The 23,881-nt window shown below is 67.1% G+C and carries 27 protein-coding genes and 1 pseudogene; 11 read left to right on the top strand and 17 right to left on the bottom strand.

From position 1 onward, the window contains the following. Positions 1-9 precede the first annotated feature (9 nt). The 6 genes and pseudogenes from ACNQVK_RS19835 to ACNQVK_RS19810 form a co-directional block, all read right to left on the bottom strand. Positions 10-1,023, bottom strand: a complete 1,014-nt coding sequence (locus ACNQVK_RS19835) for an alcohol dehydrogenase catalytic domain-containing protein (RefSeq protein WP_418030864.1) — start codon at positions 1,021-1,023, stop codon at positions 10-12. A gap of 74 nt (positions 1,024-1,097) precedes the next feature. Beyond that, entirely contained in the window at positions 1,098-1,754 is a 657-nt protein-coding gene (locus tag ACNQVK_RS19830) for a maleylpyruvate isomerase N-terminal domain-containing protein (RefSeq protein ID WP_418030863.1), read from the bottom strand. Positions 1,755-1,776: 22 nt separating this feature from the next. Next, complete coding sequence (gene cynS, locus ACNQVK_RS19825) at positions 1,777-2,244, bottom strand: cyanase (RefSeq protein WP_418030862.1); 468 nt, start codon at positions 2,242-2,244, stop codon at positions 1,777-1,779. Positions 2,245-2,259: 15 nt separating this feature from the next. Continuing rightward, positions 2,260-4,123, bottom strand: a pseudogene (locus ACNQVK_RS19820) (fatty acyl-AMP ligase). Between the two features lie 9 nt (positions 4,124-4,132). Further along, a complete protein-coding gene (locus tag ACNQVK_RS19815) occupies positions 4,133-4,576 on the bottom strand; it encodes an SRPBCC family protein (protein ID WP_418030861.1) in 444 nt (147 codons plus the stop codon). After that, entirely contained in the window at positions 4,573-4,905 is a 333-nt protein-coding gene (locus ACNQVK_RS19810) for an ArsR/SmtB family transcription factor (protein ID WP_418030860.1), read from the bottom strand. Before ACNQVK_RS19810 ends, ACNQVK_RS19815 begins: the two co-directional genes overlap by 4 nt. Positions 4,906-5,008: 103 nt before the next feature. Between ACNQVK_RS19810 and ACNQVK_RS19805 the strand changes: the two genes are divergently transcribed. Both ACNQVK_RS19805 and ACNQVK_RS19800 read left to right on the top strand, forming a co-directional pair. Then, positions 5,009-5,779, top strand: a complete 771-nt coding sequence (locus ACNQVK_RS19805) for a DUF899 domain-containing protein (RefSeq protein ID WP_418030859.1) — start codon at positions 5,009-5,011, stop codon at positions 5,777-5,779. Between the two features lie 45 nt (positions 5,780-5,824). Next, a complete protein-coding gene (locus ACNQVK_RS19800; RefSeq protein WP_418030858.1) occupies positions 5,825-7,402 on the top strand; it encodes a class I adenylate-forming enzyme family protein in 1,578 nt (525 codons plus the stop codon). On the opposite strand, the gene ACNQVK_RS19795 is transcribed toward ACNQVK_RS19800, so the two are convergent. Both ACNQVK_RS19795 and ACNQVK_RS19790 read right to left on the bottom strand, forming a co-directional pair. Next, on the bottom strand, positions 7,403-8,587 hold the full coding sequence (locus ACNQVK_RS19795) for a cytochrome P450 (RefSeq protein ID WP_418034227.1): 1,185 nt from the start codon (positions 8,585-8,587) through the stop codon (positions 7,403-7,405). Between the two features lie 64 nt (positions 8,588-8,651). Beyond that, positions 8,652-9,026: an NYN domain-containing protein gene (locus ACNQVK_RS19790; RefSeq protein WP_418030857.1), complete on the bottom strand. Its 375-nt coding sequence runs from the start codon at positions 9,024-9,026 to the stop codon at positions 8,652-8,654. 98 nt (positions 9,027-9,124) lie between these two features. Between ACNQVK_RS19790 and ACNQVK_RS19785 the strand changes: the two genes are divergently transcribed. Genes ACNQVK_RS19785 through ACNQVK_RS19770 form a run of 4 tightly spaced genes read left to right on the top strand, consistent with a single transcriptional unit; the run spans position 9,125 to position 13,012 of the window. Beyond that, entirely contained in the window at positions 9,125-10,402 is a 1,278-nt protein-coding gene (locus tag ACNQVK_RS19785; RefSeq protein WP_418030856.1) for a GTP cyclohydrolase II, read from the top strand. Beyond that, the gene (locus ACNQVK_RS19780; protein WP_418030855.1) at positions 10,399-11,616 is read left to right on the top strand and encodes a URC4/urg3 family protein; all 1,218 of its coding nucleotides are present in this window, start codon (positions 10,399-10,401) and stop codon (positions 11,614-11,616) included. Before ACNQVK_RS19785 ends, ACNQVK_RS19780 begins: the two co-directional genes overlap by 4 nt. Positions 11,617-11,625: 9 nt before the next feature. Next, the gene (gene upp / locus ACNQVK_RS19775; protein ID WP_418030854.1) at positions 11,626-12,255 is read left to right on the top strand and encodes a uracil phosphoribosyltransferase; all 630 of its coding nucleotides are present in this window, start codon (positions 11,626-11,628) and stop codon (positions 12,253-12,255) included. A gap of 34 nt (positions 12,256-12,289) precedes the next feature. Then, positions 12,290-13,012 carry a CPBP family intramembrane glutamic endopeptidase gene (locus ACNQVK_RS19770; RefSeq protein WP_418030853.1) on the top strand — a complete coding sequence of 241 codons (723 nt, stop codon included), beginning with the start codon at positions 12,290-12,292 and terminating at the stop codon, positions 13,010-13,012. A 30-nt stretch (positions 13,013-13,042) separates the two neighbouring features. Here ACNQVK_RS19770 and ACNQVK_RS19765 read toward each other — a convergent pair whose 3' ends face one another. The 3 genes from ACNQVK_RS19765 to ripD form a co-directional block, all read right to left on the bottom strand. Next, a complete protein-coding gene (locus ACNQVK_RS19765; protein ID WP_418030852.1) occupies positions 13,043-13,825 on the bottom strand; it encodes a hypothetical protein in 783 nt (260 codons plus the stop codon). 56 nt (positions 13,826-13,881) lie between these two features. Next, positions 13,882-14,940 (bottom strand): M48 family metallopeptidase, encoded by a 1,059-nt coding sequence (locus ACNQVK_RS19760; RefSeq protein WP_418030851.1) that lies wholly within the window; start codon positions 14,938-14,940, stop codon positions 13,882-13,884. 78 nt (positions 14,941-15,018) lie between these two features. Continuing rightward, positions 15,019-15,639, bottom strand: a complete 621-nt coding sequence (gene ripD / locus ACNQVK_RS19755; RefSeq protein WP_418030850.1) for an NlpC/P60 family peptidoglycan-binding protein RipD — start codon at positions 15,637-15,639, stop codon at positions 15,019-15,021. Positions 15,640-15,986: 347 nt separating this feature from the next. On the opposite strand from ripD, the gene tenA reads away from it, so the two are divergent. Then, positions 15,987-16,670, top strand: a complete 684-nt coding sequence (tenA, locus tag ACNQVK_RS19750) for a thiaminase II (RefSeq protein WP_418030849.1) — start codon at positions 15,987-15,989, stop codon at positions 16,668-16,670. 56 nt (positions 16,671-16,726) lie between these two features. Here the strand turns inward: tenA and tpx are convergent, their stop codons facing one another. Beyond that, complete coding sequence (gene tpx / locus ACNQVK_RS19745; RefSeq protein WP_418030848.1) at positions 16,727-17,218, bottom strand: thiol peroxidase; 492 nt, start codon at positions 17,216-17,218, stop codon at positions 16,727-16,729. A gap of 62 nt (positions 17,219-17,280) precedes the next feature. On the opposite strand from tpx, the gene ACNQVK_RS19740 reads away from it, so the two are divergent. After that, positions 17,281-18,174, top strand: a complete 894-nt coding sequence (locus ACNQVK_RS19740; protein ID WP_418030847.1) for an aminoglycoside phosphotransferase family protein — start codon at positions 17,281-17,283, stop codon at positions 18,172-18,174. 26 nt (positions 18,175-18,200) lie between these two features. Here the strand turns inward: ACNQVK_RS19740 and ACNQVK_RS19735 are convergent, their stop codons facing one another. Next, positions 18,201-18,524, bottom strand: a complete 324-nt coding sequence (locus ACNQVK_RS19735; RefSeq protein ID WP_044518674.1) for a hypothetical protein — start codon at positions 18,522-18,524, stop codon at positions 18,201-18,203. Positions 18,525-18,684: 160 nt separating this feature from the next. Continuing rightward, entirely contained in the window at positions 18,685-19,650 is a 966-nt protein-coding gene (locus ACNQVK_RS19730) for an o-succinylbenzoate synthase (RefSeq protein WP_418030846.1), read from the bottom strand. 129 nt (positions 19,651-19,779) lie between these two features. Here ACNQVK_RS19730 and ACNQVK_RS19725 point away from each other — a divergent pair, with 129 nt between their 5' ends. Both ACNQVK_RS19725 and ACNQVK_RS19720 read left to right on the top strand, forming a co-directional pair. After that, positions 19,780-20,031 carry a hypothetical protein gene (locus ACNQVK_RS19725; protein WP_418030845.1) on the top strand — a complete coding sequence of 84 codons (252 nt, stop codon included), beginning with the start codon at positions 19,780-19,782 and terminating at the stop codon, positions 20,029-20,031. 18 nt (positions 20,032-20,049) lie between these two features. Next, positions 20,050-20,712: an MOSC domain-containing protein gene (locus ACNQVK_RS19720; RefSeq protein ID WP_418030844.1), complete on the top strand. Its 663-nt coding sequence runs from the start codon at positions 20,050-20,052 to the stop codon at positions 20,710-20,712. A gap of 26 nt (positions 20,713-20,738) precedes the next feature. Here the strand turns inward: ACNQVK_RS19720 and ACNQVK_RS19715 are convergent, their stop codons facing one another. Further along, positions 20,739-21,392, bottom strand: coding sequence for an HD domain-containing protein (locus ACNQVK_RS19715; RefSeq protein WP_418030843.1), 654 nt, complete (start codon positions 21,390-21,392; stop codon positions 20,739-20,741). A gap of 22 nt (positions 21,393-21,414) precedes the next feature. Continuing rightward, positions 21,415-21,957, bottom strand: coding sequence for a cupin domain-containing protein (locus ACNQVK_RS19710; RefSeq protein WP_418030842.1), 543 nt, complete (start codon positions 21,955-21,957; stop codon positions 21,415-21,417). Positions 21,958-22,058: 101 nt separating this feature from the next. Between ACNQVK_RS19710 and ACNQVK_RS19705 the strand changes: the two genes are divergently transcribed. Continuing rightward, positions 22,059-23,030 (top strand): GlxA family transcriptional regulator, encoded by a 972-nt coding sequence (locus ACNQVK_RS19705; protein WP_418030841.1) that lies wholly within the window; start codon positions 22,059-22,061, stop codon positions 23,028-23,030. Between the two features lie 10 nt (positions 23,031-23,040). Here the strand turns inward: ACNQVK_RS19705 and ACNQVK_RS19700 are convergent, their stop codons facing one another. Then, positions 23,041-23,730, bottom strand: coding sequence for an Rv0518 family GDSL lipase (locus tag ACNQVK_RS19700; RefSeq protein WP_418030840.1), 690 nt, complete (start codon positions 23,728-23,730; stop codon positions 23,041-23,043). Between the last annotated feature and the right edge of the window lie 151 nt (positions 23,731-23,881).

The following is a 23,881-nucleotide window of genomic DNA, read 5'->3' as shown; positions in this document are numbered from 1 at the left end:
GACGACCGATCAGATCGTCAGGACCATGCGGTAGCGGGCCTGCCCGTGCTGCATCGCGGCATAGGCCTCTGCCGCTTCGTCGAGCGGGCGCTCTTCGATCAGGGCCCTGACCCCCGACAGGACCGCGAAGTGCATCGCCTCCTCGACGTCACGAGCGGTCCCCGAGGGATGCCCGGAGATGCTCAGCGCAGGCTGGATCAGTTGCACGGGGCTGATCGGCAGCGGGTCCGCAGTCACACCGATCGCCACCAGTTCGCCACGCGGCGCGAGCCCGCCCACGGTGTCGGCCATCGCCTGCGAGTTGCCCACCGTGGCCAGCACCACCGCCGCCCCGCCCAGGTCGCGCAGCGCGGCGCTGACGTCCCCGGCGGTCGAGTCGATGTAGTGCCTGGCCCCCAGCGATCGTGCGTCCGCCTCCTTGCCGGGGCCACGGGCGATCGCGACCGTCTCGAAGCCCATCGCGTGGGCGAACTGCAGACCGAGGTGGCCCAGGCCGCCGACACCGAGCACCGCGACCAGGTCACCCGGAAGTGCGCGGGTGTGGCGCAACGCGTTGTACGTGGTCACCCCCGCACACCCCATCGGGGCGGCCTCGGCGAAGGAGAGTTCGTCGGGGATCCGGGCGAGCGCGTTGGCCGGCACAGTCACCGATTCCGCGTAGCCGCCCGGGTAGTGCAGGCTGGGAATCTGCCCCTTCTCACAATGGATGAACAGGCCCTTGCGGCATTGGATGCAGACCCCGCAGTGGCCACCGAACCAGCCGATCGCGACGCGGTCTCCCACCGCGAAATCGGTGACACCCGCGCCGACTTCGGCGATGGTGCCCGCGATCTCGTGGCCGGGAGTCACCGGCCAGCTCATGTCCGGGAACCCGCCGTTGACGATGGCCTGATCGGTGCCGCAGACCCCGCACGCCGCCACCGCTACCCGGACCTGTCCTCGATCTGGTGAGAGCGTTTGGGCGTCAACAAGTTCCAGGGCACTGCCGGAAGACTGGACGTGAACAGCTCGATGTGTAGACATGGAGATCCTTACCGTCGCCGTCGGTGTACCAGGCCATCATCGACCGTTGACGGCCCACTTGGCCAGGGCCGGAATCAGCTGAGGACGAACGGGAGCCGCACGGCCGTCTCACCGAGACCGGTCTGCTCCGAGTCGGTCGGTGCCCGTCGGCCCGTCCCCACCAGCAGAACGTCGCTGTCCGAGAATCCTGCCGGGAAGTGGACACCCGCGATGCCGCAGAGCATCACGCGTGATCTGGCCAGCCCGGTGGCGGGCGGTCCGGCCACGGCCGGCAGATGTGCGACCAGATCGAGGTGGTGCAGCGTCCATTCGAGCACGTAGGCGTCGAGGTAGTCACCGACGGTGAGGACCTGTTCCTTCGTGCTCACCAGCAGGCGCGGGTCCGCGAGATCGGCTGCCCGCCCGGCAGCCGATCCCACGTCGTCCAGATGGAACGTGAGCAGGTCGGGATCCTCGTATGCGGCGGCCAGCCGGACGGTCAACGCATCCAACGGGTCCTCGCCGGTCGGAGGCGCGTCGGCCACCTCCCAGTAGGTCAGCGCGTTGCGGGTGGCTTGGGCGCCGGCCGGGGTGGCCAGCGTGATCAACACGTCCTGGGCGTCAATGATGAGGTGGCACACCAGATCTCGAACCAACCAGCCGGCGCAGCCGGAGGGCTGCTCGAAGTCCTCCGGTCGCAGGCCGGCCACCGCAGCACGCAACGCCGCCCACGATTCCGAGAACAGGCTCACGTCTGCAAGCTAGCAGCGCGCACTACTCTTCCGCGGCAGTCCAGTCGTAAGGCAGGAACTTGCCGTCGAACGTCACCACCACCCGGTCACCGGCAGGGTGCGATTTGCGCTGCACGTCGATGCTGAAGTTGATGGCGCTCATGATGCCGTCGCCGAACTGTTCGTGGATGAGTTCCTTGAGCGCGCCGCCGTAGACCTGGAGCGCCTCGTAGAAGCGGTAGATGGTGGGATCGGTGGGCACAGCCGTCGGCAGTCCACCGCGCATCGGCACCGCGGCCAGCACCGGAATCGCCGACTCGTCCAGGCCGAGCAGGTCCACGATGATCTTGCCGGACTCGACCGGGACCGGATGCTGTCCCAGCAGCGCAGACACCGTCCACACCACGGGCTTGTCCATGGCATCGGCCAACTGCTGCCAGGTCAGGCCCTTGGTCAGGCGGGCTTCCACGATCGCGGCGGTGATCTCGTCTCTGCTCATACCCAGCAGCATGCCTGCGGCGGGTGATCACCGCACGCCCAGTGTGCCCTCCAGATACTCACCGCGACAGGCCACCCGGGCCAGCTTGCCACTTGTGGTCCGCGGGATCGCACCTGCCGGAAGGAATCGCAGATCCGCCACGGTCAGTCCGTGCCGGTCTGCCACCGCGGCGCGAATGGCCTCGACCGCCTCCTGGGGGTCGGCGCGGCTGGTGCCTGCCGCACGTTCGGCGATCACCACCAGCTCCGCGCCGTCACCAGCGGCGTCGGCCTCGGGGCTCACGGTGAACGCCGTGACATAGCCACGCCGGACCAGCGGCGAGGCGTCCGCCACCGTGGCCTCGATGTCCTGTGGGTAGTGGCTGCGCCCGTCGATCCGCACCAGGTCCGCCATCCGCCCGGTCACATAGAACTGCCCCTCGAAATACACCCCGAGATCGCCGGTGCGCAGCCAGGTGACATGTTCGGGGAGCCCTTCGGCGTGACTGCCCGAGGCAAGGCGCGAGTGCAACGGCACCCCGAATGTCTTGCGTGTCTCCACGGGCCGGCCCCAATATCCCCGACCGATGTTGTTGCCGTGCAACCAGATCTCCCCGACCTCGCCGTCGGGTACCTCCGCGGAGAGCCCATCGGCCGTCGCCGCGTCGACGATCACGGCCCACAAGCTGCGGGCCGGATGGCCACACGACACATGGGCGACGGCGCCCTCGGCGTGCGCGTCGACGCGGACCGCTCGGCCGACGGCGAGTTGCTCGCGGTCGAAGTAGACCACCGACGCCTGTTCGGCCGGAGCGATCGTCGAGATAAGCAGCGTCGCCTCGGCGATGCCGTACGACGGTTTGAACGCGGTCGGCGGTAGGCCGTACGGCGCGAACACCTCGTTGAATGCGGTCATCACCTCCGGGACCACCGGCTCGGAACCGATGATGAGCACCACATTGCTCAGATCGATGTCCTCCCCCGCCGCGGGTACGCCGCGCTGGGCGGTCCACTCGTAGGCGAAATTCGGTGCGGCCGTGATGACGCGGCCGTGCTTCGATGCGTCCGACATCGCCCGGATCCACCGCTGGGGGCGCCGGATGAACGCCGTCGGCGACATCAGTGTCGAGTGCCCGCCGTACACCGCGGGAAATCCGATCATGGACAAGCCCATGTCGTGATAGAGCGGTAACCAGCTGAGGCCGTGGGTGTTTCGGTTCAGCAGGTCTATGGACAGGATCATCTGCAGCAGGTTGGTCCCGACCGCACGATGGGTGATCTCCACTCCGACCGGCGGACGTGTCGACCCCGAGGTGTACTGAAGGTGGGAGATGTCGTCGGGATCGACCGGGATCGGGGTGAAACCGTCGCCCTCGGAATCGGGCACCTTGTCGATGAGCTCGACCCGGGGACGCGCGGACTCCGGCATCTTCGCGAGGAACTCCCGCACCGCGGCGTCCCCAGCGGCGGTGGTGAGCACTGTGGTCGGGCGGGAATCGAGCAGCGCTGTCTTCGAGTCGTTCGGCGTGGCCCTGCAATTCCGGCGCGAACAGTGGCACCGCGATGTTCCCGGCCTTGATCGCCGCGAAGAAGCCGACGACATAGTCGAGACCCTGCGGCGCCAGGATGGCGACACGGTCACCGCGCGCGGCGACCTGCTGCAGCCGCGAAGAGACGGCACGGAGCCGCACACCCAGCTCGGTCCAGGTCAGCTCGACGACCTCTTCCTCGGCGTGGCTGTGGTCCAGATAGCGGTAGGCGACCAGATCGCCGACATGTGCGATGTTGCGGTCGATGAGCGATATCAGGGTCGTTCCCGGGGGCAGCACGATACCGCCGGACTCGTCGAGGCAGTCCTCGATGCGGAGCAGGCCTGCCGGAGCCTCGTATTGAACCTGGGTGCCGCTGTCCATGACCGCAGTCTAGGTCGCGGCTCGCGCGAGGAAGGTTGCCAGCTGCTCGAACGTGAGAGTCCATCCACTGTGGAAGCTGCCGAATTCCTCTGGCGGCAAAAGGGAATGCTCGATCGACATCATCGTCTGCCCATCGCCGGCCGGCTCGAATTCGACATTGACGATGCTGACCACGGTCGGATCGACCCAGTCCGAGTTACTCCAGCTGAAACGCAGCACACGGGGCCGCTCGATGGCCAGAAACTGCCCGGTGATCAGTACGCTCGTACCGGAATCGTCCACGTCGAACCGCACGATCCCACCCACCCGGGGTTCCACCGACACCTCGACGCAGTGCACCGGGCGCGGGCACATCCACTCCCGCAGCGACTCCGGGTCGAGCCACTGATCGAACACCACATCGGGGGCCGCGGGCATCAGCCGTCGCACCCGGACCGTCGGCGCGTCGCTCATCGGGAATCCGCCTGCCGCCGCAAACGCGCGGCCAGCGCATCTGCCCGGCTCGACCAGAAGTCGGCCTGCTCGTTCATCCACTGCTGGGCCATCGTCAACCCGTCCTGCCTGAGCGACACCCAGTGCTCACGGCCACGGACTTCGCGCTGCACCAGACCGGCGGCTTCGAGCACCCCGATATGGCGCGAGACGCCGGCGAACGTCATGGGCAGCGGGGCGGCCAGGTCGCTTATGCGGGCGTCGCCTTGACGAAGGGCCTCCAGGAGCCGCCGACGGGTCGGGTCGGCCAGGGCCGAATATGCGCGGTCCAGAACTTGATCTTCAACCACCTTGTTGACTATAGCCGCGGACCGTGGTTCCCTGGAGGAAGGTTATTCAACTGATTTGTTGAACGTTGGATGAGTACCGCACGGACCGACGACGGGAGCAGCCGTGAAGAATCCGATGATCGTGCCTGCCGCCGACTGGCAGGCCGCACTCGATGAAATGCTGGTCAAGGAAAAGGAATTCACCCGGGCACGGGACCGTCTCGCGGCACTGCGCAGGCGCATGCCGTGGACGCCGGTGAACAAGGACTACGAATTCGAAGGTCCCGACGGCAGCGCCACCCTGCTCGACCTGTTCGCCGGGCGTCGGCAGTTGATCGTGTACCGCGCCTTCCTCGATCCTGGTGTTGACGACTGGCCGGAGCACGGTTGTGTCGGCTGTTCGCTGATGGCCGACCACATCGGCAACCTGGCCCATCTCAACGCCCGCGACACCACGTTCGTCTACGCGTCCCGCGGGTCGCAGGCCGACATCACCCGGATCAAGGCGCGCATGGGGTGGAGCCACCCCTGGTACACCATGGTCCCGAGGGCAGGCGCAGAGTTCGACGTGGACTTCGGCGTCGACGAATGGCACGGCACCAATGCGTTCATTCGTGACGGCGACCAGGTCTTCCGCACCTACTTCATCAACGACCGGGGCGACGAGGCCTTCGTCAACACCTGGAACCTCCTGGACATGACCGCGCTCGGCCGGCAGGAGACCTGGGAGGACTCACCGCCGGACTACCCGCAGACCAAGCCCTACGAGTGGTGGTCCTGGCACGACACCTACGGCGAGCATGAGCCGTCGCGGTGGTTCGGTGAACCGAACCCCGACGACCCCCACGATCCACGCCCGCCGCGCGATGGCTGCGCCGCCTGCGGAGGCAACTGACCCACCGCGGGCAGACCCGCAGCACTCATTGGAGAAGATGGGCAGGTGACGCACTCCCCGCTGACCGTCCCCGCTCTGCTGCAGCACAGTGTCGCCGAGTTCGGCGAGTCGGCCTACCTGGTCACCCCCACCGACCGGCTGACCTACCTCGACGCCGACCGACGGTCCGCGCGCCTGGCGCGGCGGCTACTGCACCAAGGGGTCGGCAAGGGCAGTCGCGTCGGCCTGTTCTTCCCCAACGGCGCCGAGTGGGTGACCTGGTGGCTCGCGGTGTCACGAATCGGGGCTGTCGCGGTGCCGCTGAGCACTCTGTACACACCCGCCGAGATCGCAAAGGTGTTGCGGCTGGCCGACATCGGGCTGCTCATCGGTCCCGGCACGGTGCTGAACATCGATGTCGCGCAACGGCTGGAGGCAGCGCTGCCCGAACTGGCGGGACACTCCACGAACCGACTGGCTCTGCGCGCCGCCCCCTATCTACGCCAGATCGCCCTGATCGGGGCCGGCGACCGGCCGTGGACGTCACGCTGGGACGACGAGACCGCCGACGAGGTTCCGGTCGAGGTCCTGGCCGCTGCGGAGGCTGAAGTCTCCCCCGCCGACCTCGCCATCATGGTGCACACATCCGGATCCACCGCCGATCCAAAGGGTGTCTTGCACACCCATGGCACGCTCGTGCGTCAGACCTCGACCTGGCCCGCCGCCATCCGGGCGATCACCGGGTCACAGGACCGGTCCCGGATCCTGTGCGCCATGCCGTTCTTCTGGATCGGCGGACTGCTCGCGGTGACCGGTGCCCTGCACGAACCCGTCACCCTGGTGGTCATGCCGAAACTCGATCCGGAAACTGCACTGGATCTGGCCGAGCGGGAACACATCACCGGGATCGTGGGCTGGCCGGCATTCACCCAGCGGTTGCGCGACCATCCGTCGTTCGCCGACCGCGACCTGAGCAGTGCACCGATGCTGCGTGACGGCCCGCTGGACATTGCCATGACCGATGTGCCCGACGGATTTCCGGTGCACCGCACCATGTCCGAGACCGCAGGCGGCTTCGTCTTCACCGACATGGCCATCGTCGACGAGCACGGCTCCCCGGTCGCATCCGGGGACACCGGCGAACTCCTGGTCCGCGGAATCGGGGTCATGGCCGGGTACAACAAGCGCGAACGGTCGGACACCTTCGACGCCGACGGTTGGTACCACACGGGCGACAAGGTGTACCGGCGCGACGGCGATCCGCGTCTGTTCTATGTCGGGCGCACCACCGATCTGATCAAGGCCGCCGGGGCCAACGTCTCCCCACTGGAAGTCGAGGCCGTCATCGCCGCATCTGCCGGCGTGGCGCAATGCGTGGTCGTCGGCATCGACGATCCGCAACGCGGCGAGGAGGTCTGCGCGGTCGTGGTACCCACCGCGGATCTCGACCTGGCTGCCCTGGCCGCCTACGCTCGGGAACAATTGTCCGCCTACAAGGTGCCGACCCGGTGGGCGCTGACCACCGGCGACTGGATACCTACCCTTCCCAGCGGGAAGTTCGACCGGAAAACCCTGCGGCAGTTGGTCATCGACGAAGAGATCGAGACGGTACGCCTGCAGCCGGCGCACCCGCCGGCGAGCTGATCACGCCGCGCTGAACCGTACCGGCATCGAATGGATGCCGTTCATCAGATTCGAACGCACCCGCTGCACCGGCCCGGTGACCTCCAGATCCTTCATCCGGTGCAGGATTTCGGGGAAGATGGCCGTCGCCTCCACCCGGGCCAGGTTCGCGCCAAGGCAGAAATGCGTCCCTCCGCCACCGAAAGCCAAGTGCGGATTCGGGTTTCGGCCGATGTCGAACCCGTCGGGATCGGCAAAATGCGTCTCATCGCGGTTGGCCGACGGGAAGAACATCGCCACCCGATCACCTTCCGCGACACGAATGCCATGCAGTTCGGTGTCTTTCGTCGCCGTGCGGGTGAATGCGGTCACCGGACTGACATAGCGGAGCATCTCCTCGACCGCCGTGGACAGCAGCCGCGGGTCGGCTGCCAGCCGAGCGAGTTCGTCCGGGTGCTCCAGCAGGGCCAATGTGCCCGCCGAGACCAGGTTGCGGGTGGTGTCTCCCCCGGCATTGATCATCAACAGGAAGAACATGTTGAACTCGAGGTCGGTGAGGTGCCTGCCGTCCACCTCGGCATCGAGCAGCGCGGTCGCTATGTCATCGCCGGGTTCGGCACGCTTGCGTTGCGCCAGCGCGGCGGCGTACTCGAACATCTCGATCTGCGCCTGCAGCACCGTATCTGTGGCTTCGCCGACGTGCTCAGAGTTCATCGTTTCCGTGAGGTGGTACAAACGGCGACCGTCCTCGTGGGAGATGCCGAGGAGTTCGGCGATCACATACGACGGCAGTGCGCCCGCGATGTCGGACACGAATTCGCACTCACCGCGGTCCAGCACCCCGTCGACGATCTCGGCGGCCAGACAACCCAGCCGCTCCCGCAGCTGGGCGACGTGCCGCGGGGTGAAACCCTTGCTGACAAGCGTCCGGAGAGCGCTGTGCCGCGGTGGATCCATCGTCAACATCATGAGCTCGAGCTGATACGAATTCTCCGGCAGCGGAACGTCGAAGAGCACTCCGGTCCGCTGCGAGGACCACGTCGCGCTGTCCCGGGACACCGCGAGGACCTCGTCATAGCCGGTGAGTGCCCAGAAGCCCGCCCCATCCGAGTACGGATGCCAGGCGACAGGCGCCCGGCGCCGAAGTTCCTGAAATGCCTCGAACGGCATACCCGCCTCGTAGACCGCTGGATCGGTCAGGTCCACACCACTGATGCTGACCGCATCGTCGACCATGTCGTGACGGTAGTGCACCGCAGCGCGCGGATGATCAGAATCGCTCGATCAGATCCCGGAATCCGGCGGCAGGCGCCACGATCGCACCCGCATCGCCGACCCTCGCGGCCAGCCCGCTGTCCGATGTCACGACGGTGATCTCGCCGGGTCGAGCAGAAGCGCCGACCAGCCGCACGATCTCGTCGTCGGCGGAGTTCGCGGCGGCCCGCGGAGCGTGACCCACCTCGACGACCGCAGACTCGATCGGCGGTGTCGTCGGCCCTTCGAACACCACCATGACACGGTGTCCCCCGGCCACGGCCCAACGCGCGAGCCGCTCGACCAGACCGGCCATCGCACCGCGCCGGTCCTTCCACCATCCGTCAGGTCGAGTGCCGATGACGTTCATGCCGTCCACGATCCAGCGCACCCAACCGACGGTACGGGCACACCGCATGCAGAACCGGACGAATCGGGGTTGACTGGACTGTCTCAGCCGGGCGCACGCACGGAGGAAGGAGCACCGACATGGTCACCGAATCAGGTGGTGGTGCGCCCGTGGAACCGGCGAAGGCCCGGCATATCCGGTTGACCTCCCACAGTGCGGCGGCGGGCACCCCGACGATCCGGTGGGCGGCGCCGAGCGCTGCCGAGCGCGGTCCGGTGATCGGCACCACCACCACACGCGCGCACCGCAATGTCATCGGCACGCACAGCGGCTCGTACAGCGTCTACCGGGCACTGGCCGTCGCCGCGGGCGCGCTGTCGCCGGAGCACCGCGCCGATCTGACCAACACCTCGCCCACGGACATGATCGGGCCGTATCCGCAGTGGAGCCGACCGGAGGCGATCGTCAGCCTTGATCCGTGGGGCGCGATGGTCTCCGATGCGTTCGCCGCCGAATTGGCCGCCGGCTACGACATCCGGCCGACGATCGCGGTGACCAAAGCTCATGTGATGGTGCCGGAGATCGCCGCGGCCATCGCTGCCGGCCGGCTGCACCCGGATGGCCAAGTGCTGCTGGAAAGCGGTGCGGCACTGGTGACCAAGGCGGCCATCGAGCCGGTGTGGTTCCTGCCCGGGGTGGCCGCCCGGTTCGGTTGCACGGAGACCGCCTTGCGCCGGGTGTTGTTCGAGGAGACCGGGGGGATGTACCCCGAACTCGTCACCCGCGGCGATCTCGAGGTGTTCCTGCCCCCGATCGGCGGGCAGACCCTCTACATCTTCGGCGCACCAAGCGATCTGGCCGATCCGACGGTGGAACTGACCGCACGGGTACACGACGAGTGCAACGGTTCGGACGTCTTCGGATCCGACATCTGTACCTGCAGGCCCTATCTCACGCATGCCATCGAGGAATGCATCGCCGGAGCCCAGCGCGGAGGGGTCGGTTTGGTCGCCTATTCGCGCAAGGAAGGCCGCGCACTCGGTGAGGTGACCAAATTCCTGGTCTACAACGCGCGCAAGCGCCAGCACGGCGGTGACACCGCCGACCAGTACTTCGCCCGCACCGAATGCGTTGCGGGCGTGCAGGATATGCGGTTTCAAGAGTTGATGCCCGATGTCCTGCACTGGTTGGGCGTCCGGAGGATCCACCGCCTGGTGTCGATGAGCAACATGAAATACGACGCGATCACCGGCTCGGGGATCGAGGTCGGCGAACGGGTCAACATCCCCGACGACCTGATCCCGGCCGACGCCCGGGTCGAGATCGACGCGAAGATGGCCGCCGGCTACTTCACCCCGGGCCCGGTGCCCGGCACCGACGAACTCAGGATCGCCAAGGGCCGCGGGCTCACCCCATGACCACAACCCTGGACGGGTCGGCGGCTGTCGCGGCCCTGCGCACCACATCCGCGATCCGCGAACGAGCCCGGTATCTCCTGCAGCGGGCGCGGACCGGCGACTCCCACTGGTTCCTGATCGACGATGACGCCCTGGGCCATGCCGCCGTCGAGGTCGCCGAGGTCACGCGCACCCGCTACCCCACGCTCGCCATCCCCTACCACAGCCGGTGGCGCCATTTCGAGGCCGGCGGCGTGGACCGCCGCGCGGAGTTGGACACGCGCACAACCCATGTGGATTCTGCTGCCCGGGCCCGCTCGATGATCGACCTGGCGGTGGTGAGTGTGTTGCTGGACGCAGGCGCCGGAACCGATTGGCATTACCTCGAACCCGATACCGGCCTTGTCCTCACCCGCTCGGAAGGGCTGGGGGTGGCCAGTTGGCACGCCTTCTGCGGTGGACTGTTCTCCAGCGACCCGGACGATCCGCTGCGGGCCGATGCCACCGCTTTGCACCGCCTCGACGACGAAAGCCTGGCTGCCGCCTTCCAGGTGGACTCCGGCAATCCGTTGCTCGGGCTGGCCGGCCGGGTGCAGCTGCTGCGCCGCCTCGGCACGCAACTGGCCGCTCGCCCTGACGTATTCGGCCCACACGGCCGTCCCGGCGGAATGTTCGACACCGTGGCAGGCCCAACCGTAGCGGCCCACGACCTGCTCTCGACGGTATTGGACACGTTGTCCGGAGTGTGGCTCACCGGTAACACCATCGGTGGTCAACCGCTCGGTGACTGCTGGCGGCACGGAGCGGTTCCCGGTCCCGGCCTCTCGCGTGGATGGATGCCGTTTCACAAGCTCTCGCAGTGGTTGACCTACTCGCTTCTGGAACCTTTCGAATGGGCAGGCGTCGCGGTCACCGATCTCGATGCCCTGACCGGGCTGCCCGAGTACCGCAACGGCGGTCTGCTGCTGGACACCGGTGTACTGCGGCTACGTGATCCCGCACTCGCGCAGTCCGACTGGGCGGTGGATGACGAGATCGTGGTCGAATGGCGGGCACTGACCGTCGCGCTGCTCGATGAACTGGCGCCGCTGGTCCGCGACGAGCTGGCGGCTCCGCAACTGCCGCTGGCCTGCGTACTGGAGGGAGGAACATGGGCGACCGGGCGCGCACTCGCGGCACGCCTGCGCGAGGGCCGCCCTCCGTTGTCCATCATCAGCGACGGCACGGTTTTCTAGGAGGACGCCATGGGCAACCTGCATGTCATCGACCATCCGCTGGTCCAGCACAAGCTGACGCTGATGCGGCAGAAGGATGTGTCCACCAAAGGATTCCGCCAGCTGCTCAACGAGATCTCGATGCTGATGAGCTACGAGGTGCTGCGCGATGTCCCGGTGCACGACATCGACATCGAGACGCCGCTGGAATCCACCACGGGAGCCGTGATCGACGGCAAGAAACTGGTGTTCGTGTCCATCCTGCGGGCCGGCAGCGGCATCCTGGACGGCATGCTCAGCGTGATGCCGAATGCCCGGGTCGGCCACATCGGCCTGTACCGCGATCCGAAGACCCGGGTGGCGGTGGAGTATTACTTCAAGCTTCCGAGCGACCTGCACGAACGGGACGTGGTGGTCGTCGATCCCATGCTGGCCACCGGTAACTCCGCCGTCGCCGCCATCGACCGCATCAAGGAATACGAGCCCCGCTCCATCAAGTTCGTCTGCCTGCTGACGTGTCCGGAGGGCGTCGAGGCGATGCACCAGGCGCATCCAGAGGTTCCGATCTACGCCGCGGCACTGGACCGGGAACTCGACGAGCAGGGCTACATCGTTCCCGGCGTGGGCGATGCCGGTGACCGTATCTTCGGGACCAAGTGACGGTGTTCGGCCGGGGCCAGTAGCCTCTGGCCGCATGGATGCCGTTCAGGAAGCGCCGACCGCACCGGTCTGGCCCGCTCACCGCTGGGGACTGGGTGCCTTCGTCGTCGTCGAGGCCGTCTATCTGCTCACCTCGGCATCCTTCGGTCTGCTGGCGCCCTCGGGTCCCCCGCCGGCCTGGATGATCACGGTGGCGATCGGGGTGCCCACCCTGGTCGCCGCGGCCTGCGCCATGGGAATCGCGAAGTGGCGAGGCAACGGTCCCCGCATCGACTTCCGGTGGCAATGGTCCTGGCGCGCCGTGGGTCTCGGTCTGGCCTTCGGCATCGGCGGACTATTCGTCACACTGCCTGCGGCCTTGCTCTACCAGTCGATCGTCGGACCGGACGCGACCTCGGCCGTGGGAGGCATCTACGAGGGCGTGCGGACCACCTGGCCCCTGGCCGTGGCCGTCCTGCTCCTGGTGGCCGTCATCGCCCCGATCTGCGAGGAGGTGGTGTACCGCGGCCTGCTCTGGGGAGCGCTCGAACAGCGGTGGGGGCGCGTCATCGCCGCGACCGTGTCCACCCCGGTGTTCGCCCTGGCCCACCTGGAACCGCAGCGGGCCCCGTTGCTCCTGGTGGTGGCGGTGCCAATCGCGTTGGCCCGGTTGTACTCCGGAAGTTTGTGGGGCGGCATCATCGCGCACCAGGTGACCAACCTGCTGCCCGGCATGGTGATGATGTTCAGCCTGCTGGGGATGATGCCGACCGGCTGAGCCACTCCAGCCTTTCGCTCCGCGCGCACGCTAGCGCTTGCGGTCACGCACCTTGTACGTCGACGGCCACGACAGGCGGGATTCATCGCCCACCAACGGAGTTCCCGATCCGCCGACCCGAACGTCGTACGCCTCCTGCCCGGCACCGACCTCGCGGTTGGCGTGCTCCTGGGCCAGGTAGTAGAGCTGGTCGATCTCGGCTTCGGAGAACGCCACGAACGTGGTCTTGCGCACGATGTCGTTGATGCCGGCCGTCATGCGGTCGGGCAGGATGCGGGAGGCCAACGCGGCCAGGCCCAGCAGGATGAAGGGGATGACCCAATAGCAGATGAACGACAGCGGAGTCTTGGTGTCCAGAATCGTGGCGTCACCCTGCACGATCGGCGGGATGGCCGAAGAGATCGTCATGCCGGCGAATGCACCCACCCAGATCCAGGTGAGGATCTTGACAATCCGTTGGAACAGATCGCTTTCCACCACTCCGGGCGGTTGGCCCGCCGCCGCGAACTCCAGCACGAACGGCTTACCGATCAGCAGGCCGACCAGGGCGACCAGGAAGATTCCCGCCGTACTCAGCGGCTGGATCCAACGCTCCATGACGTCCTGGCTCAGCACCAGGGTGAGGATCGTGAGCACGATGAAGGTCGCGAGTGCACCGACCTCCAGAGTGCGCCCCGGCGCCCCGGAGATCCGGCTGATCGTGAACGTCGCGACAGCCGTCGCCAGCGCCACCAGCACGGCGACCAGGAACGGCACGTTACCGACGAGTACCCAATAGATGATCCACGGCGCGAAGCCAAACAGGATGCCCACGAGCGCCTAGTCTAGGGGCTTACCGTTGATCCGACGGCAACTACCCACCGGTGCTGCTATTCCTCGCCCTGCCTGTTGTTGCGGCGCCACTCGGAGATCTTGCGGCCCATCGAGTCGGCCGCACTCGTCGCGGCCTGCCCTACTCCGTCGACGACACCGCCCAAGCCGTCCCGGATGCCCCGGATCAACGGATCGTTGGACTGGTCGAAACCGTCCTTGTAGTGCCGCGCCGCCGCGCTGACATCGTCAGCCCAGCTCGCCGTCGCATCATCGGACCGCACCGGATAGTTGCCGGCCATGATCGCGCCGTATCCGCCGGTGTCGACCCACTTGGTCAGGTCCGCCGCCCGGAGCACCGAGAAGGGATGCGTCTGCATCTCCAGGTTGAGCAGTTTGAGCACCCCGTCGCGCATGTCCCCGGTCGCGTCATAGTCACGTGCCTGGGCGAGGAACGCCTGCGAGTCGAGCTTGTCCAGGTGCCGGCCCGCGGCCAGCTTCAGCTCGACCCGGATCGCCATGTCGAAGTCCTGTCCACACAGCAGCCCCGCGCGGTCCCCCGAAAGTTCGGATTTGCGTTGCCATTCCTGCAAAGCGGCGACGATCGCACGCAGTGCCCAGCCACCGATCGGGACGAAGCCGAACGACGACGCCAACCGCATGAGGTGATGGAGCATCGTGCGGTAGACGGCGTGACCGCTGAGCGCGTGGCCGAGCTCGTGACCGATGACGAAGCGCATCTCGTCATGCGTCATCAGCTCGTACATGCCCGACGTGATGACGATGAACGGGTCCTCCATGCCGATGCAGTACGCATTGGCCTCCGGCGACTGGATGATGAACATCTCCGGGCGTACCGGAGCGTCGAGCACCCGCACACAGTCGTCGAGCAGCGCGTCGAGGTCGGCGAACTGCCGCGGACCCACCCGCGCCGAACTGGCCAGATACAACAACCGGTGCTTGCGCTCGCGCAGCATCCCCGACAGCACCTTGAGAACCTGATCGAATCCCTTGAGCCGGCGTAACGCGGTCAGGGCGGTCCGGTCAGCAGGATGTTCCCACGCCCGTGAACTGATGTCGGGAAATACGGTCCGTGTGGTCGCAGGTGTCTGTTCCATCGGTGCGGTGCGCCCTCCTCGTCGACAGCTCAAAGCCTACGGACAGTTGAGCCGCCTCAGGCGCACAAATCTCGGGCGTCAGGCGATGATGCGGACCAGGTAGGGAGTCATGCCCTCACCGCGCACCGGGGTGACCGCGACCGCGGGCTCGGTGCCCTGGATCATCTGGTTGTTCCCGAGGTAGAGCGCCACGCTCTGGGTGCCCTCGGGTCCGTAGAAGATCAGGTCACCGGGCAGCGCCTGGGCGGGCAGCACCTTCTGCCCCACCTTGTACTGCTCGCCGGACGACCGCGGCATCTTCACCCCGGCTCCGCCGAACGCGTAGACGATCAACCCTGAGGCATCGAATCCGACCACATTCGCCGACGGATCGGGCACCGCTGCGACGCCGGGGGTGGTCAGCACGGGTGCCGACACTGCCGGCGTGGACAGGCCCGGGATCAGACCGCCGCCTGCGAGCGGCGGGGTCACCGGGGCCACGCCGGGAGCGGGCAGGGTGCGGGCGACACCACGGGTCGGCCCGTTCACATCGCCGCCGCCGTAGCTGAACGGAACGCCGCGCTGTGACATCGCGCGGGCGATCACGAGATCGACATAGCGCTGGTTGCCGGTTGGGCGTTCGATCGGTGCGGCGCCGGCCAGTCCGGGAGCCGCGACCAGGAATGCCAGACCGAACAGAAGGGCAAAGGTACGTCTCATCGAACATCAACTCTCTCGACCACCAGAAGGCGACTTCGACTGCCGGTCGTTGTCAGTCGAGTCAACCATTTGTACCGCTCGCCGAGCGGTTTGCCCAATTTGCATGGGGCACAAGCTCAATCAGATGCAGTACCGTGACCGAACAGTGACCGCCCACGCCGCCGGCGGTCGTTACCCTCGTGCCGGCCGCTTCGTCACCGGGACCGGTAACAGCGTGTAGTCAGACGGTCCTGGGCAAAGTGGCCGGGACAGGTCCGGTTTGGTCCGCACCGTGGTGAAAAGCGTTGTGGTGCACGGCCCGCCGGGGAGGCACACAACGTTTGCGGGTCACCTGACACCATGGTGGTATGCACCCCGATGCGAAACCGCAATCCTGGTCGGCCCGGCTCTGGGACGCGATCGAGCCGACGTTCTCCGCGATCCTCGCGCACCCGTTTCTGACCGGCCTCACCGACGGGAGCCTGGACGACGGCGCATTCGCCCACTATGTGGCGCAGGATGTGCACTACCTGCGCGACTATGCGCGCGCGCTGGCGATCGTCGCCGCCAAGGCCCCCACCCTGGCCGACACCGCGATGTTCTCCCGGCACGCCGCCGAGGTCTTCGATGTCGAACTGGGGCTGCACAGCGAACTACTCCCCGAGCTGGGGCTGGATGTCGAGGCACTGAACGCGACGCCGGTCACCCCGACCACGCGCGCCTACACCAGCTATCTGCTGGCCACCGTCTACAGCGGCACCTTCGCCGAGGGATTGGCGGCGGTCCTGCCGTGTTACTGGATCTATGCCCGGGTCGGAGCGGCGTTGATGGAACGCGGATCGCCTGATCGGCGGTATCAGCGTTGGATCGACAGCTACGGCGGTGAGGACTTCGCCGCCACAGTCGCCGAGGTGCTCGACCTGACCGATCGGCTGGGACCGACACTGGGCGGGGCGGACGAAGCCGCCGCACGAGCCCATTTCGTGGTCACGTCGAAATACGAATGGATGTTCTTCGATGCGGCCTATCGCCGCGAGCAGTGGCCGATCTGACCGCCTGCCGGTCCCTCACCGGCGCGAGGCGCGCCGGTGAGGACGGGTGACGACGATCAGAGCGCGGCCAGCGCGGCGTCGTAGTCGGGCTCCTGAACGATCTCGGGCACCAATTCGGTGTAGGCCACGTTGCCGTCGGCGCCGATCACGACGACGGCGCGTCCCAGCAGACCGGCCATAGGACCGTCGGCCATGGTGATTCCGTAATCCTCGCCGAAGCTGTCCCGGAAGGCCGACGCGGTGATGACGTTCTCGATGCCCTCGGCTCCGCAGAAACGGTTCAGCGCGAACGGCAGGTCCTTCGACACGCACAGGACCGTGGCGCCGGCGGCAGCGGCCCGTTCGTTGAAGGTGCGCACGCTGGCGGCGCAAATTCCGGTGTCCACCGACGGGAAGATGTTCAGCAGCACCGACTTGCCCTGGAACTGGTCGTTGGTGACGGTGCCGAGATCGGTGCCGGTGACCGCGAAGCTCGGGGCCTGGCTACCGACTGCCGGCAGGTCGCCGACCGTGTTGATGGAGTTTCCCTTGAAGGTTATCTGTGCCATGGGGCACAGTCTGTCAAAACCGGGTACCCGCCGGGCGGGCCGGGGTGCGACGATTGACGGCGATGATCGATCTGCCCGAAGCGGTGCGCGCGATGGGCACGCGGGGACCGCAGTGGCAGTCGTGGGTGGATGGCCTGCCGAGACTGATCCGGGCCCAGTTCGACGAATGGGGCCTGCGTGCCGACGGGCCCGCCCTTCACGGCTATTGCTCGATCGTGCTGCCGGTGCAGACCGGCGAAGGGGCGCCCGCAGTCCTCAAGGCCGCCTTCCCCGACGACGAGTCCGAACACGAACACCTGGCACTGCGCCGGTGGGCGGGTACCGCGGCGGTCCGGTTGCTGCGCGCCGATCCGCACCGCCGGATGATGTTGCTGGAACGCTTGGAGCAGCGAAACCTCAACGAGCTCTGGGATATCGAGGCATGTGAGATCGTCGCCGGGCTCTACGGGCGGCTTCATGTGCCTGCGCTGCCCCAGCTTCGGTCGCTCGCCGAGTACACCGAACGAGGGACCACCGACCTGACCAGACTCCCCCGCAATGCCCCGGTTCCCCGTCGACTGGTGGAGCAGGCGATCACCCTGGGCACCGAATTGGCGGCCGACCCCGACACTGTCGGCACTCTGATCCATGGCGACCTGCACTACGAGAACGTCCTCGCCGGCGACCGCGCGCCGTGGCTGGTGATCGATCCCAAGCCGATGAACGGGGACCCGCACTACGAAGTCGCGCCGATGCTGTGGAACCGGTGGGAAGAACTGGCCGGGTACGTTCGCGACGGCGTCCGGCGCCGGTTGTCGGCCCTGGTCGACGCGGCCGGACTGGATCCCGACCGGGCCAGGGCCTGGGTGATCGTCCGGATGATGCACAACACGATGTGGGAGCTCACCGAGACGCACGAACCCGACACCGACTGGCTGACCACCTGTGTGGCGATCGCGAAGGCCGTGCAGGACTGAGGCGTGCCGAAGCGTCGATCGATGCCTCAGATGACTTTGTAGGTGAGGTCGTACAGTGCGCCCGCTCCGTTGAACTGCTGGGTGAGCTCTCCCCGCCCCAACTCGTCCGAGCGGATGAAGATCGAACCCACGTCAGACATCTCGTCGGTGCGCAGGTCCACCTCCCTCAACACGATCTCCAGGTGGCCGTCGAACGGCAGCAGTCGGTCCAGATCCACTACATCCCCCTGGCACATCGACACAGCCTTGAACTGGAATCCATCAGCTCTGCTGATACTGAGCTCGTCGGTCCCACCGGAGTCCTGGGTCCTCACGGCCCGGAGTTCCGACAGCTTGGCGAACAACGACATGGCATCCTCCGTTGGATCTTCCCGCCAGCGGTAGCTGACGCAGTCGATTCTCGAGTTGCCTGCCCGTCGCACACATGCGTAGTGCGCTACTTGAATCTGTTCGGCCGAAGCTTCCGGGACACATGCCCTGATGAGCGGGCCGGAACCGCATCGGGGCTGATCACGATGCGGATATGGCGCTCTGCAGACGCTCGCGCCACCATGTCAGTCGCTCCGGGTCCGTGACCGCGTACCGCTCGAGGCGCTCGCGCTGCGGAGCCGGAGGCATCGGCGCCACGGGTAGGTAGCCATCGACCGGAACCAGCGAACGCGAATCCGCGACCAGGTCACCGGCGAGAAAACCCCGGGTTCCCAGCTCACAGGCGAATGCCAACCGGGGTAATGCCCCGGCCAGCGCGAGTCCCGCAGCCAGGCCGATCGTCGTCTCCAGCGACGAACTGACCACACAGGGCAATCCGCACGACTCGGCCACCCGCAACGCGCGGCGGGCCCCGCCCAACGGTCCGCTGGCCAGCACGGCGATGTCAGCCGCTTCGCCGAGCCGCATTGCCATCGGGTCGTCGGCGTTGCGGATCGACTCGCCGGCCGCGATGGGCACCTCGACCTGCCGCCTGACCTGGGCCAGCTCCTCGACCGTCCGGCACGGTTGGGCGACGAACTCCAGGCCGCCCGCCGCCCGGTCGAGGGCCGCGATCGCGGTGACCGCGGTGTCCGGATCCCACCTCCCCTTGGCATCGCACCTGATGACACCGCCCGTGCCGAGTCCGTCGCGCACCGCCTGCACCCGCTCGACGTCCTGCGCCAGTCCCCCCGCACCGACCTCGACCGCGGCAGTCCGGCAGCCGGACGCCGCTGCGATCTGGTGCGCGCGGCCGGCCTCGACGGCGGGAACGGTGACCGCGATCGGCACTCGCCCGCGGACGGGATCGGGCCAGCCGACGGTTCCCGGCTCGGTCGCCGCGGTGAGCCAGCGGACCAGCGCGCGCTCGCCGGGCAGCGGGCTGAACTCCCCCCATCCCTGCGGCCCCTCGAGGAGCATGCCCTCGCGAGCGGTGAGGCCGCCGACCCCGTCGGTGGTCGGAATGGCGAACACGGGCGCACGGTCGAAGTCGATCAGGGTCTGCACAACCACGTGACGCTAGCGGACCGGCCCGGCCATGGGCCGACAACGGGACAACTGCCGGTGTCTCCCCCGCGCGCGGCCTAGACTGCGCCCATGGTTCGGGAGCAGGTGCCGCTCATGAGGAGACAACCAATGACGAGCGCAGTGTGGCGCGGAATGTTCACCGTGGTGTCGGCCGCGGTGCTGTCGGCCGGGTCGATGGCGGTGGCCACGATCGTCACGCCGGCCCCCAGTTCGGCGTGCGCGCCGGGAGAAACGGGCGTCACCAACGGATGCGCACCGTTCTGCGTGCCGGGCAGGCAGCTCGACCTCGCGACCGGACTGTGCCTGCCGGTGCCGCCACCCCGAGCCGTCCCGAATGGTGTTGCGACACCCAGATACTGAGCAACTACGCTGGTAGTCATGGCGCAGGTACTGACGGTCAACGTCGCTCACCCACGACCCAACCCGGCCGAGAAGGGCGCCACCACCGGCATCGACAAGCGTCCCGTCGACGGCGCAGTCGCGGTACGCGCCCCCGGCCCGATGCACGGCGGGCTCGGAAGCGGCCTGATCGGCGACACGATCGGCGATCAACAGTTCCACGGCGGTGACGATCAGGCGGTGTACGCCTACGCGCGTGAAGACCTCGACGCCTGGCAGACCGAACTGGACCGTGAGATCGCCAACGGGGTGTTCGGGGAGAACCTGACCACCGCGGGCATCGACCTCACCAACGCCGTCATCGGTGAACGGTGGCGGGTCGGGTCCGACGGGCTCGAGCTCGAGGTGTCCCGGCCGCGCATCCCATGCCGGACCTTCGCCACCTGGTTGCAGATCAACGGATGGGTCAAAACTTTTACCAGAGCGGCGATTCCGGGCGCCTATCTGCGGCTGGTGACACCTGGTTCGGTATCGGCCGGCGATGAGATCGTGGTGACCGACCGGCCCGACCATGACATCACCATCGGATTCGTGTTCCGCGCCCTGACGCTGGAGCCGCAGCACCTGCCCGAGATCCTGCGGGCCGATGCTCTGCCCGAACCGCTGCGGGAACTCGCCGAACGTCGCACCGGCGAGAGCTGACGAGAGGAATTCGCCTGCGGGGCAGGCTATTCCGACCAGCTGTTGTTACGGATCACCTCGACGAAGTCCTCGCGTACGAACGAATCGTCGAAATGGGCCAGCACATCGGCGTTGACGGTGCCGAACGTCGACCCCGGCCGCTGCCGCACCCCGTCGGTGAACGCGTGGAGGATCCGGTTCTTGAAATCCGGCCTCGGATGCGCCGCGGTGACGGCATTCAGATCGTCCGGTGTCAGGTTGTCCCGGCCGATCCCGAGCACATCGGTTTCGACCCCCGCGGTCACCAGAGCGATCTCGGGATCGAGAAACTCCGGGATGCCCGGCGTGGTGTGCAGCGCTATCCCCAGCCAGACCTTGCGCGCGGCGGCCTCGTCGACCCCGTGCTGCAACAGAAAGTCCCGTGCGGCGTCGGCACCGTCGACCTCGAAACGCAGTTGTGAGGTCGTGCGGTACCGCTCGGTCAGCCCGAGGTCGTGGAACATCGCACCCACGTACAGCAATTCCAGATCGGGCGCCAGCCCGCGGCGCACGCCCTGCAGCGCGCCGAAATAGAACACCCGGCGGGAATGGTGGAACAACAGGTCATCCTCGACGTCGCGGATGTACTCGGTGGTCTCCCGCACCAGTGCGGTGTCCGGCAGTTCGATCCCGGCGATGTTGCCGGTCAGTGAAGTCGTCATGGTGTGTCTCCTCAAACTCGGATCAATGGGTGGGCGGGTTCAGGTGATAGCGGGTGACGATGTCGTCGAACCATTCCGGCACCCCGTAGGTGAGGCCGTACTTGTCCGAGAGTTCGATGAACTCGGCGGTGGTGTGCAGGGCCGGACTGTTCGGCCCGGGGGCAGCGGCCGAAGCGAGCAGCTCGCCGAGTTCACGGAAGTAATTCTCGAAACCGTTGCCCGGCGTGATCACCTCGATGATGCGGCCCGGTGTCGTACCCGCGTTCCACATGGCGTGCATCTGGCCACGCGGCTTGGTGATGTAGCCGCCCGGTCCCAGGACGACCTCGCTGTCGTCGGAGCGGAAACCGATCTCACCGGACAACACGATCGAATGCTCGTCCTCGTGGGTGTGCCGGTGCGCGGCGGTGATCATGCCGACCGCGAAGGGATGCTCGACAATCGAGACCAGACCACCGGTTGTGCGACCGGTGAGTTTGAAAACCGCACCGAAACCGGGGATTTCAGCGGTGTCCCCGGCCCCGGGCTGGACCACTGTGACGGTTGCACCTGTGGTGGATGACATGTGAACCTCCTTGTCGCTGTGCAACCAGTCTGCGACGCGCCCCCGGGGATTGCCCATGTCCGATGCGCCACCTTTCCCACAGAAAGCGACACAATGGACGGATGGCAGAGGCTGTGGGGCCACGCGAGGTCGTGATCGTGGTCTTCGACGGGATGAAACTGCTGGACGCCGCCGGACCCGCCGAGGTTTTCGCCGAGGCCAACCGGTTCGGCGCCGATTACCGCCTGCGGATCGCCTCGGTCGACGGTGCCGATGTCACCAGCTCGATCGGCACGAGGTTCGCGGTGACCGATCGCATCGCGGACATCGACGGCGCGGACACCGTATTGGTGTCCGGTGGAGACGATCTGGTGGGCCGGCCGATCGATCCCGGGCTGGTGGCAGCGCTGCGAGGCCTACCCACCCGGACCCGGAGGCTGGCGTCGATCTGCACCGGGTCCTTCATCCTGGCCGAGGCCGGCCTGCTCGACGGGCGCCGGGCGACCACGCACTGGCGACACGCACGGCTGTTGGCGCGTGCGTATCCCACCATCTCGGTCGAGCCCGATGCGATCTTCGTCCGGGACGGAGACGTCTACACCTCAGCGGGTGTCTCGGCGGGCATCGACCTGGCGTTGGCGCTGGTGGAGGCGGATTGTGGAGCCGACCTGGTACGCAACGTCGCACGGTCACTGGTCGTGTACCTCAAACGTGCCGGCGGCCAGTCGCAGTTCTCCACACTGGTCGAGTCAGACGCGCCCGCCGAGTCGGTGTTGCGACGGGTCACTGGTGCGATCGCGGCCGACCCGACCGCGGACCACAGCGTGAAAAGCCTTGCGGCACTGGCCTCGTTGAGTACCCGACAGCTGACCCGGCTGTTTCAGGCCGAACTGGGCACCACCCCCGCGCGCTACGTCGAAACGGTTCGGATCGACGTAGCACGCGCAGCCCTCGATGCGGGACGCCAGGTCGGAGAAACCGCCCGGCTGGCCGGGTTCGGGAGCGGCGAGACCCTGCGACGGGTGTTCGTCAATCACCTCGGGGTGTCACCGAAGGCCTACCGCGACCGGTTCCGCAGCACGTCCGGCGGTTGAGTCCACGCGGTCAGACCCAGCGCGGCAGCTCCTTGCCGATGAGCGGTGCGATCTTGTCGGCCATGTAGGCATGTCCGGCGTCGGTCGGGTGGATGCCGTCGGCGCCGATCAGCTCAGGGCGATCGAAGAACCAGCGCTCGGCGATCGGATCGACGAACGTGGCATTCACCTGCCGAGCCTGGTCTCGCAGGATGTCGCGAACGCCCAGCAGATTCGGCGGCACATCGGGACTCACCCACGGCGGCCCGATCACCAGCATCCGAGCGGCGGGCGCGGATTGCCGGGCCGTGGTCAGCGCATCGTGGCTCAAGCGGGTGACCGCACCCAGATCGGAGTCCTTGTCGTTGCGCGACCCGAAGAAGACGATCAAAGCGTCGTCGGGCTGCACCGCCCGGCTGGTCAGGTCCGCGAAGACGCTGCCGCGGTTGCCGCGGGCCTCGTAACCGGCGCCACCCTCGGCAACCACATCGGCATCCACCTGCACGCCTCGTTGCGCCAACTCCTGCCAGGCCAGCGGAGCCCAGTTCCTCGGCCCCATGCCGCCCTCGGCGACCATGCCCGTGGTGTAGGAGTCCCCGATCACCGCGATGTGGTTGATCTGGGGGTCCAGGCCCGAGGTGACATAACGCCGCTCAGGCGCCTGCGCGAACAGCCCTACCAGGAGGGCGAGCGAGACGATGAAAGCGGTCAGACGACTCACTGCAACCTCCACTCCCAGCGAGACTCAGTTCGTCCCGGACCGAAATACCGGAACAGCCTATGGGGTGAAGCTGGGCGGTAGATAGGCGGTCGATGACACAGCGATAACAAGGGCATAACAACGTGTCGCACAGCGGGTTTGGATGGTTACA

The sequence above is a fragment of the Mycobacterium sp. 134 genome (assembly GCF_048282715.1).
Lineage (GTDB): Bacteria > Actinomycetota > Actinomycetes > Mycobacteriales > Mycobacteriaceae > Mycobacterium > Mycobacterium septicum.
Note: the sequence above shows the minus strand (reverse complement) of the source record. Positions and strands in the feature narration are given on the sequence as shown.

Bases quoted from the DNA above. Each gene is read 5' to 3' on its own strand.
- ACNQVK_RS19835 (WP_418030864.1), bottom strand. From the start codon at position 1,023: ATGTCTACACATCGAGCTGTTCACGTCCAGTCTTCCGGCAGTGCCCTG.
- cynS (WP_418030862.1), bottom strand. From the start codon at position 2,244: ATGCTGCTGGGTATGAGCAGAGACGAGATCACCGCCGCGATCGTGGAA.
- ACNQVK_RS19815 (WP_418030861.1), bottom strand. From the start codon at position 4,576: ATGAGCGACGCGCCGACGGTCCGGGTGCGACGGCTGATGCCCGCGGCC.
- ACNQVK_RS19785 (WP_418030856.1), top strand. From the start codon at position 9,125: ATGGTCACCGAATCAGGTGGTGGTGCGCCCGTGGAACCGGCGAAGGCC.
- ACNQVK_RS19780 (WP_418030855.1), top strand. From the start codon at position 10,399: ATGACCACAACCCTGGACGGGTCGGCGGCTGTCGCGGCCCTGCGCACC.
- upp (WP_418030854.1), top strand. From the start codon at position 11,626: ATGGGCAACCTGCATGTCATCGACCATCCGCTGGTCCAGCACAAGCTG.
- ACNQVK_RS19770 (WP_418030853.1), top strand. From the start codon at position 12,290: ATGGATGCCGTTCAGGAAGCGCCGACCGCACCGGTCTGGCCCGCTCAC.
- ACNQVK_RS19760 (WP_418030851.1), bottom strand. From the start codon at position 14,940: ATGGAACAGACACCTGCGACCACACGGACCGTATTTCCCGACATCAGT.
- ripD (WP_418030850.1), bottom strand. From the start codon at position 15,639: ATGAGACGTACCTTTGCCCTTCTGTTCGGTCTGGCATTCCTGGTCGCG.
- tenA (WP_418030849.1), top strand. From the start codon at position 15,987: ATGCACCCCGATGCGAAACCGCAATCCTGGTCGGCCCGGCTCTGGGAC.
- tpx (WP_418030848.1), bottom strand. From the start codon at position 17,218: ATGGCACAGATAACCTTCAAGGGAAACTCCATCAACACGGTCGGCGAC.
- ACNQVK_RS19740 (WP_418030847.1), top strand. From the start codon at position 17,281: ATGATCGATCTGCCCGAAGCGGTGCGCGCGATGGGCACGCGGGGACCG.
- ACNQVK_RS19735 (WP_044518674.1), bottom strand. From the start codon at position 18,524: ATGTCGTTGTTCGCCAAGCTGTCGGAACTCCGGGCCGTGAGGACCCAG.
- ACNQVK_RS19725 (WP_418030845.1), top strand. From the start codon at position 19,780: ATGACGAGCGCAGTGTGGCGCGGAATGTTCACCGTGGTGTCGGCCGCG.
- ACNQVK_RS19720 (WP_418030844.1), top strand. From the start codon at position 20,050: ATGGCGCAGGTACTGACGGTCAACGTCGCTCACCCACGACCCAACCCG.
- ACNQVK_RS19715 (WP_418030843.1), bottom strand. From the start codon at position 21,392: ATGACGACTTCACTGACCGGCAACATCGCCGGGATCGAACTGCCGGAC.
- ACNQVK_RS19710 (WP_418030842.1), bottom strand. From the start codon at position 21,957: ATGTCATCCACCACAGGTGCAACCGTCACAGTGGTCCAGCCCGGGGCC.
- ACNQVK_RS19705 (WP_418030841.1), top strand. From the start codon at position 22,059: ATGGCAGAGGCTGTGGGGCCACGCGAGGTCGTGATCGTGGTCTTCGAC.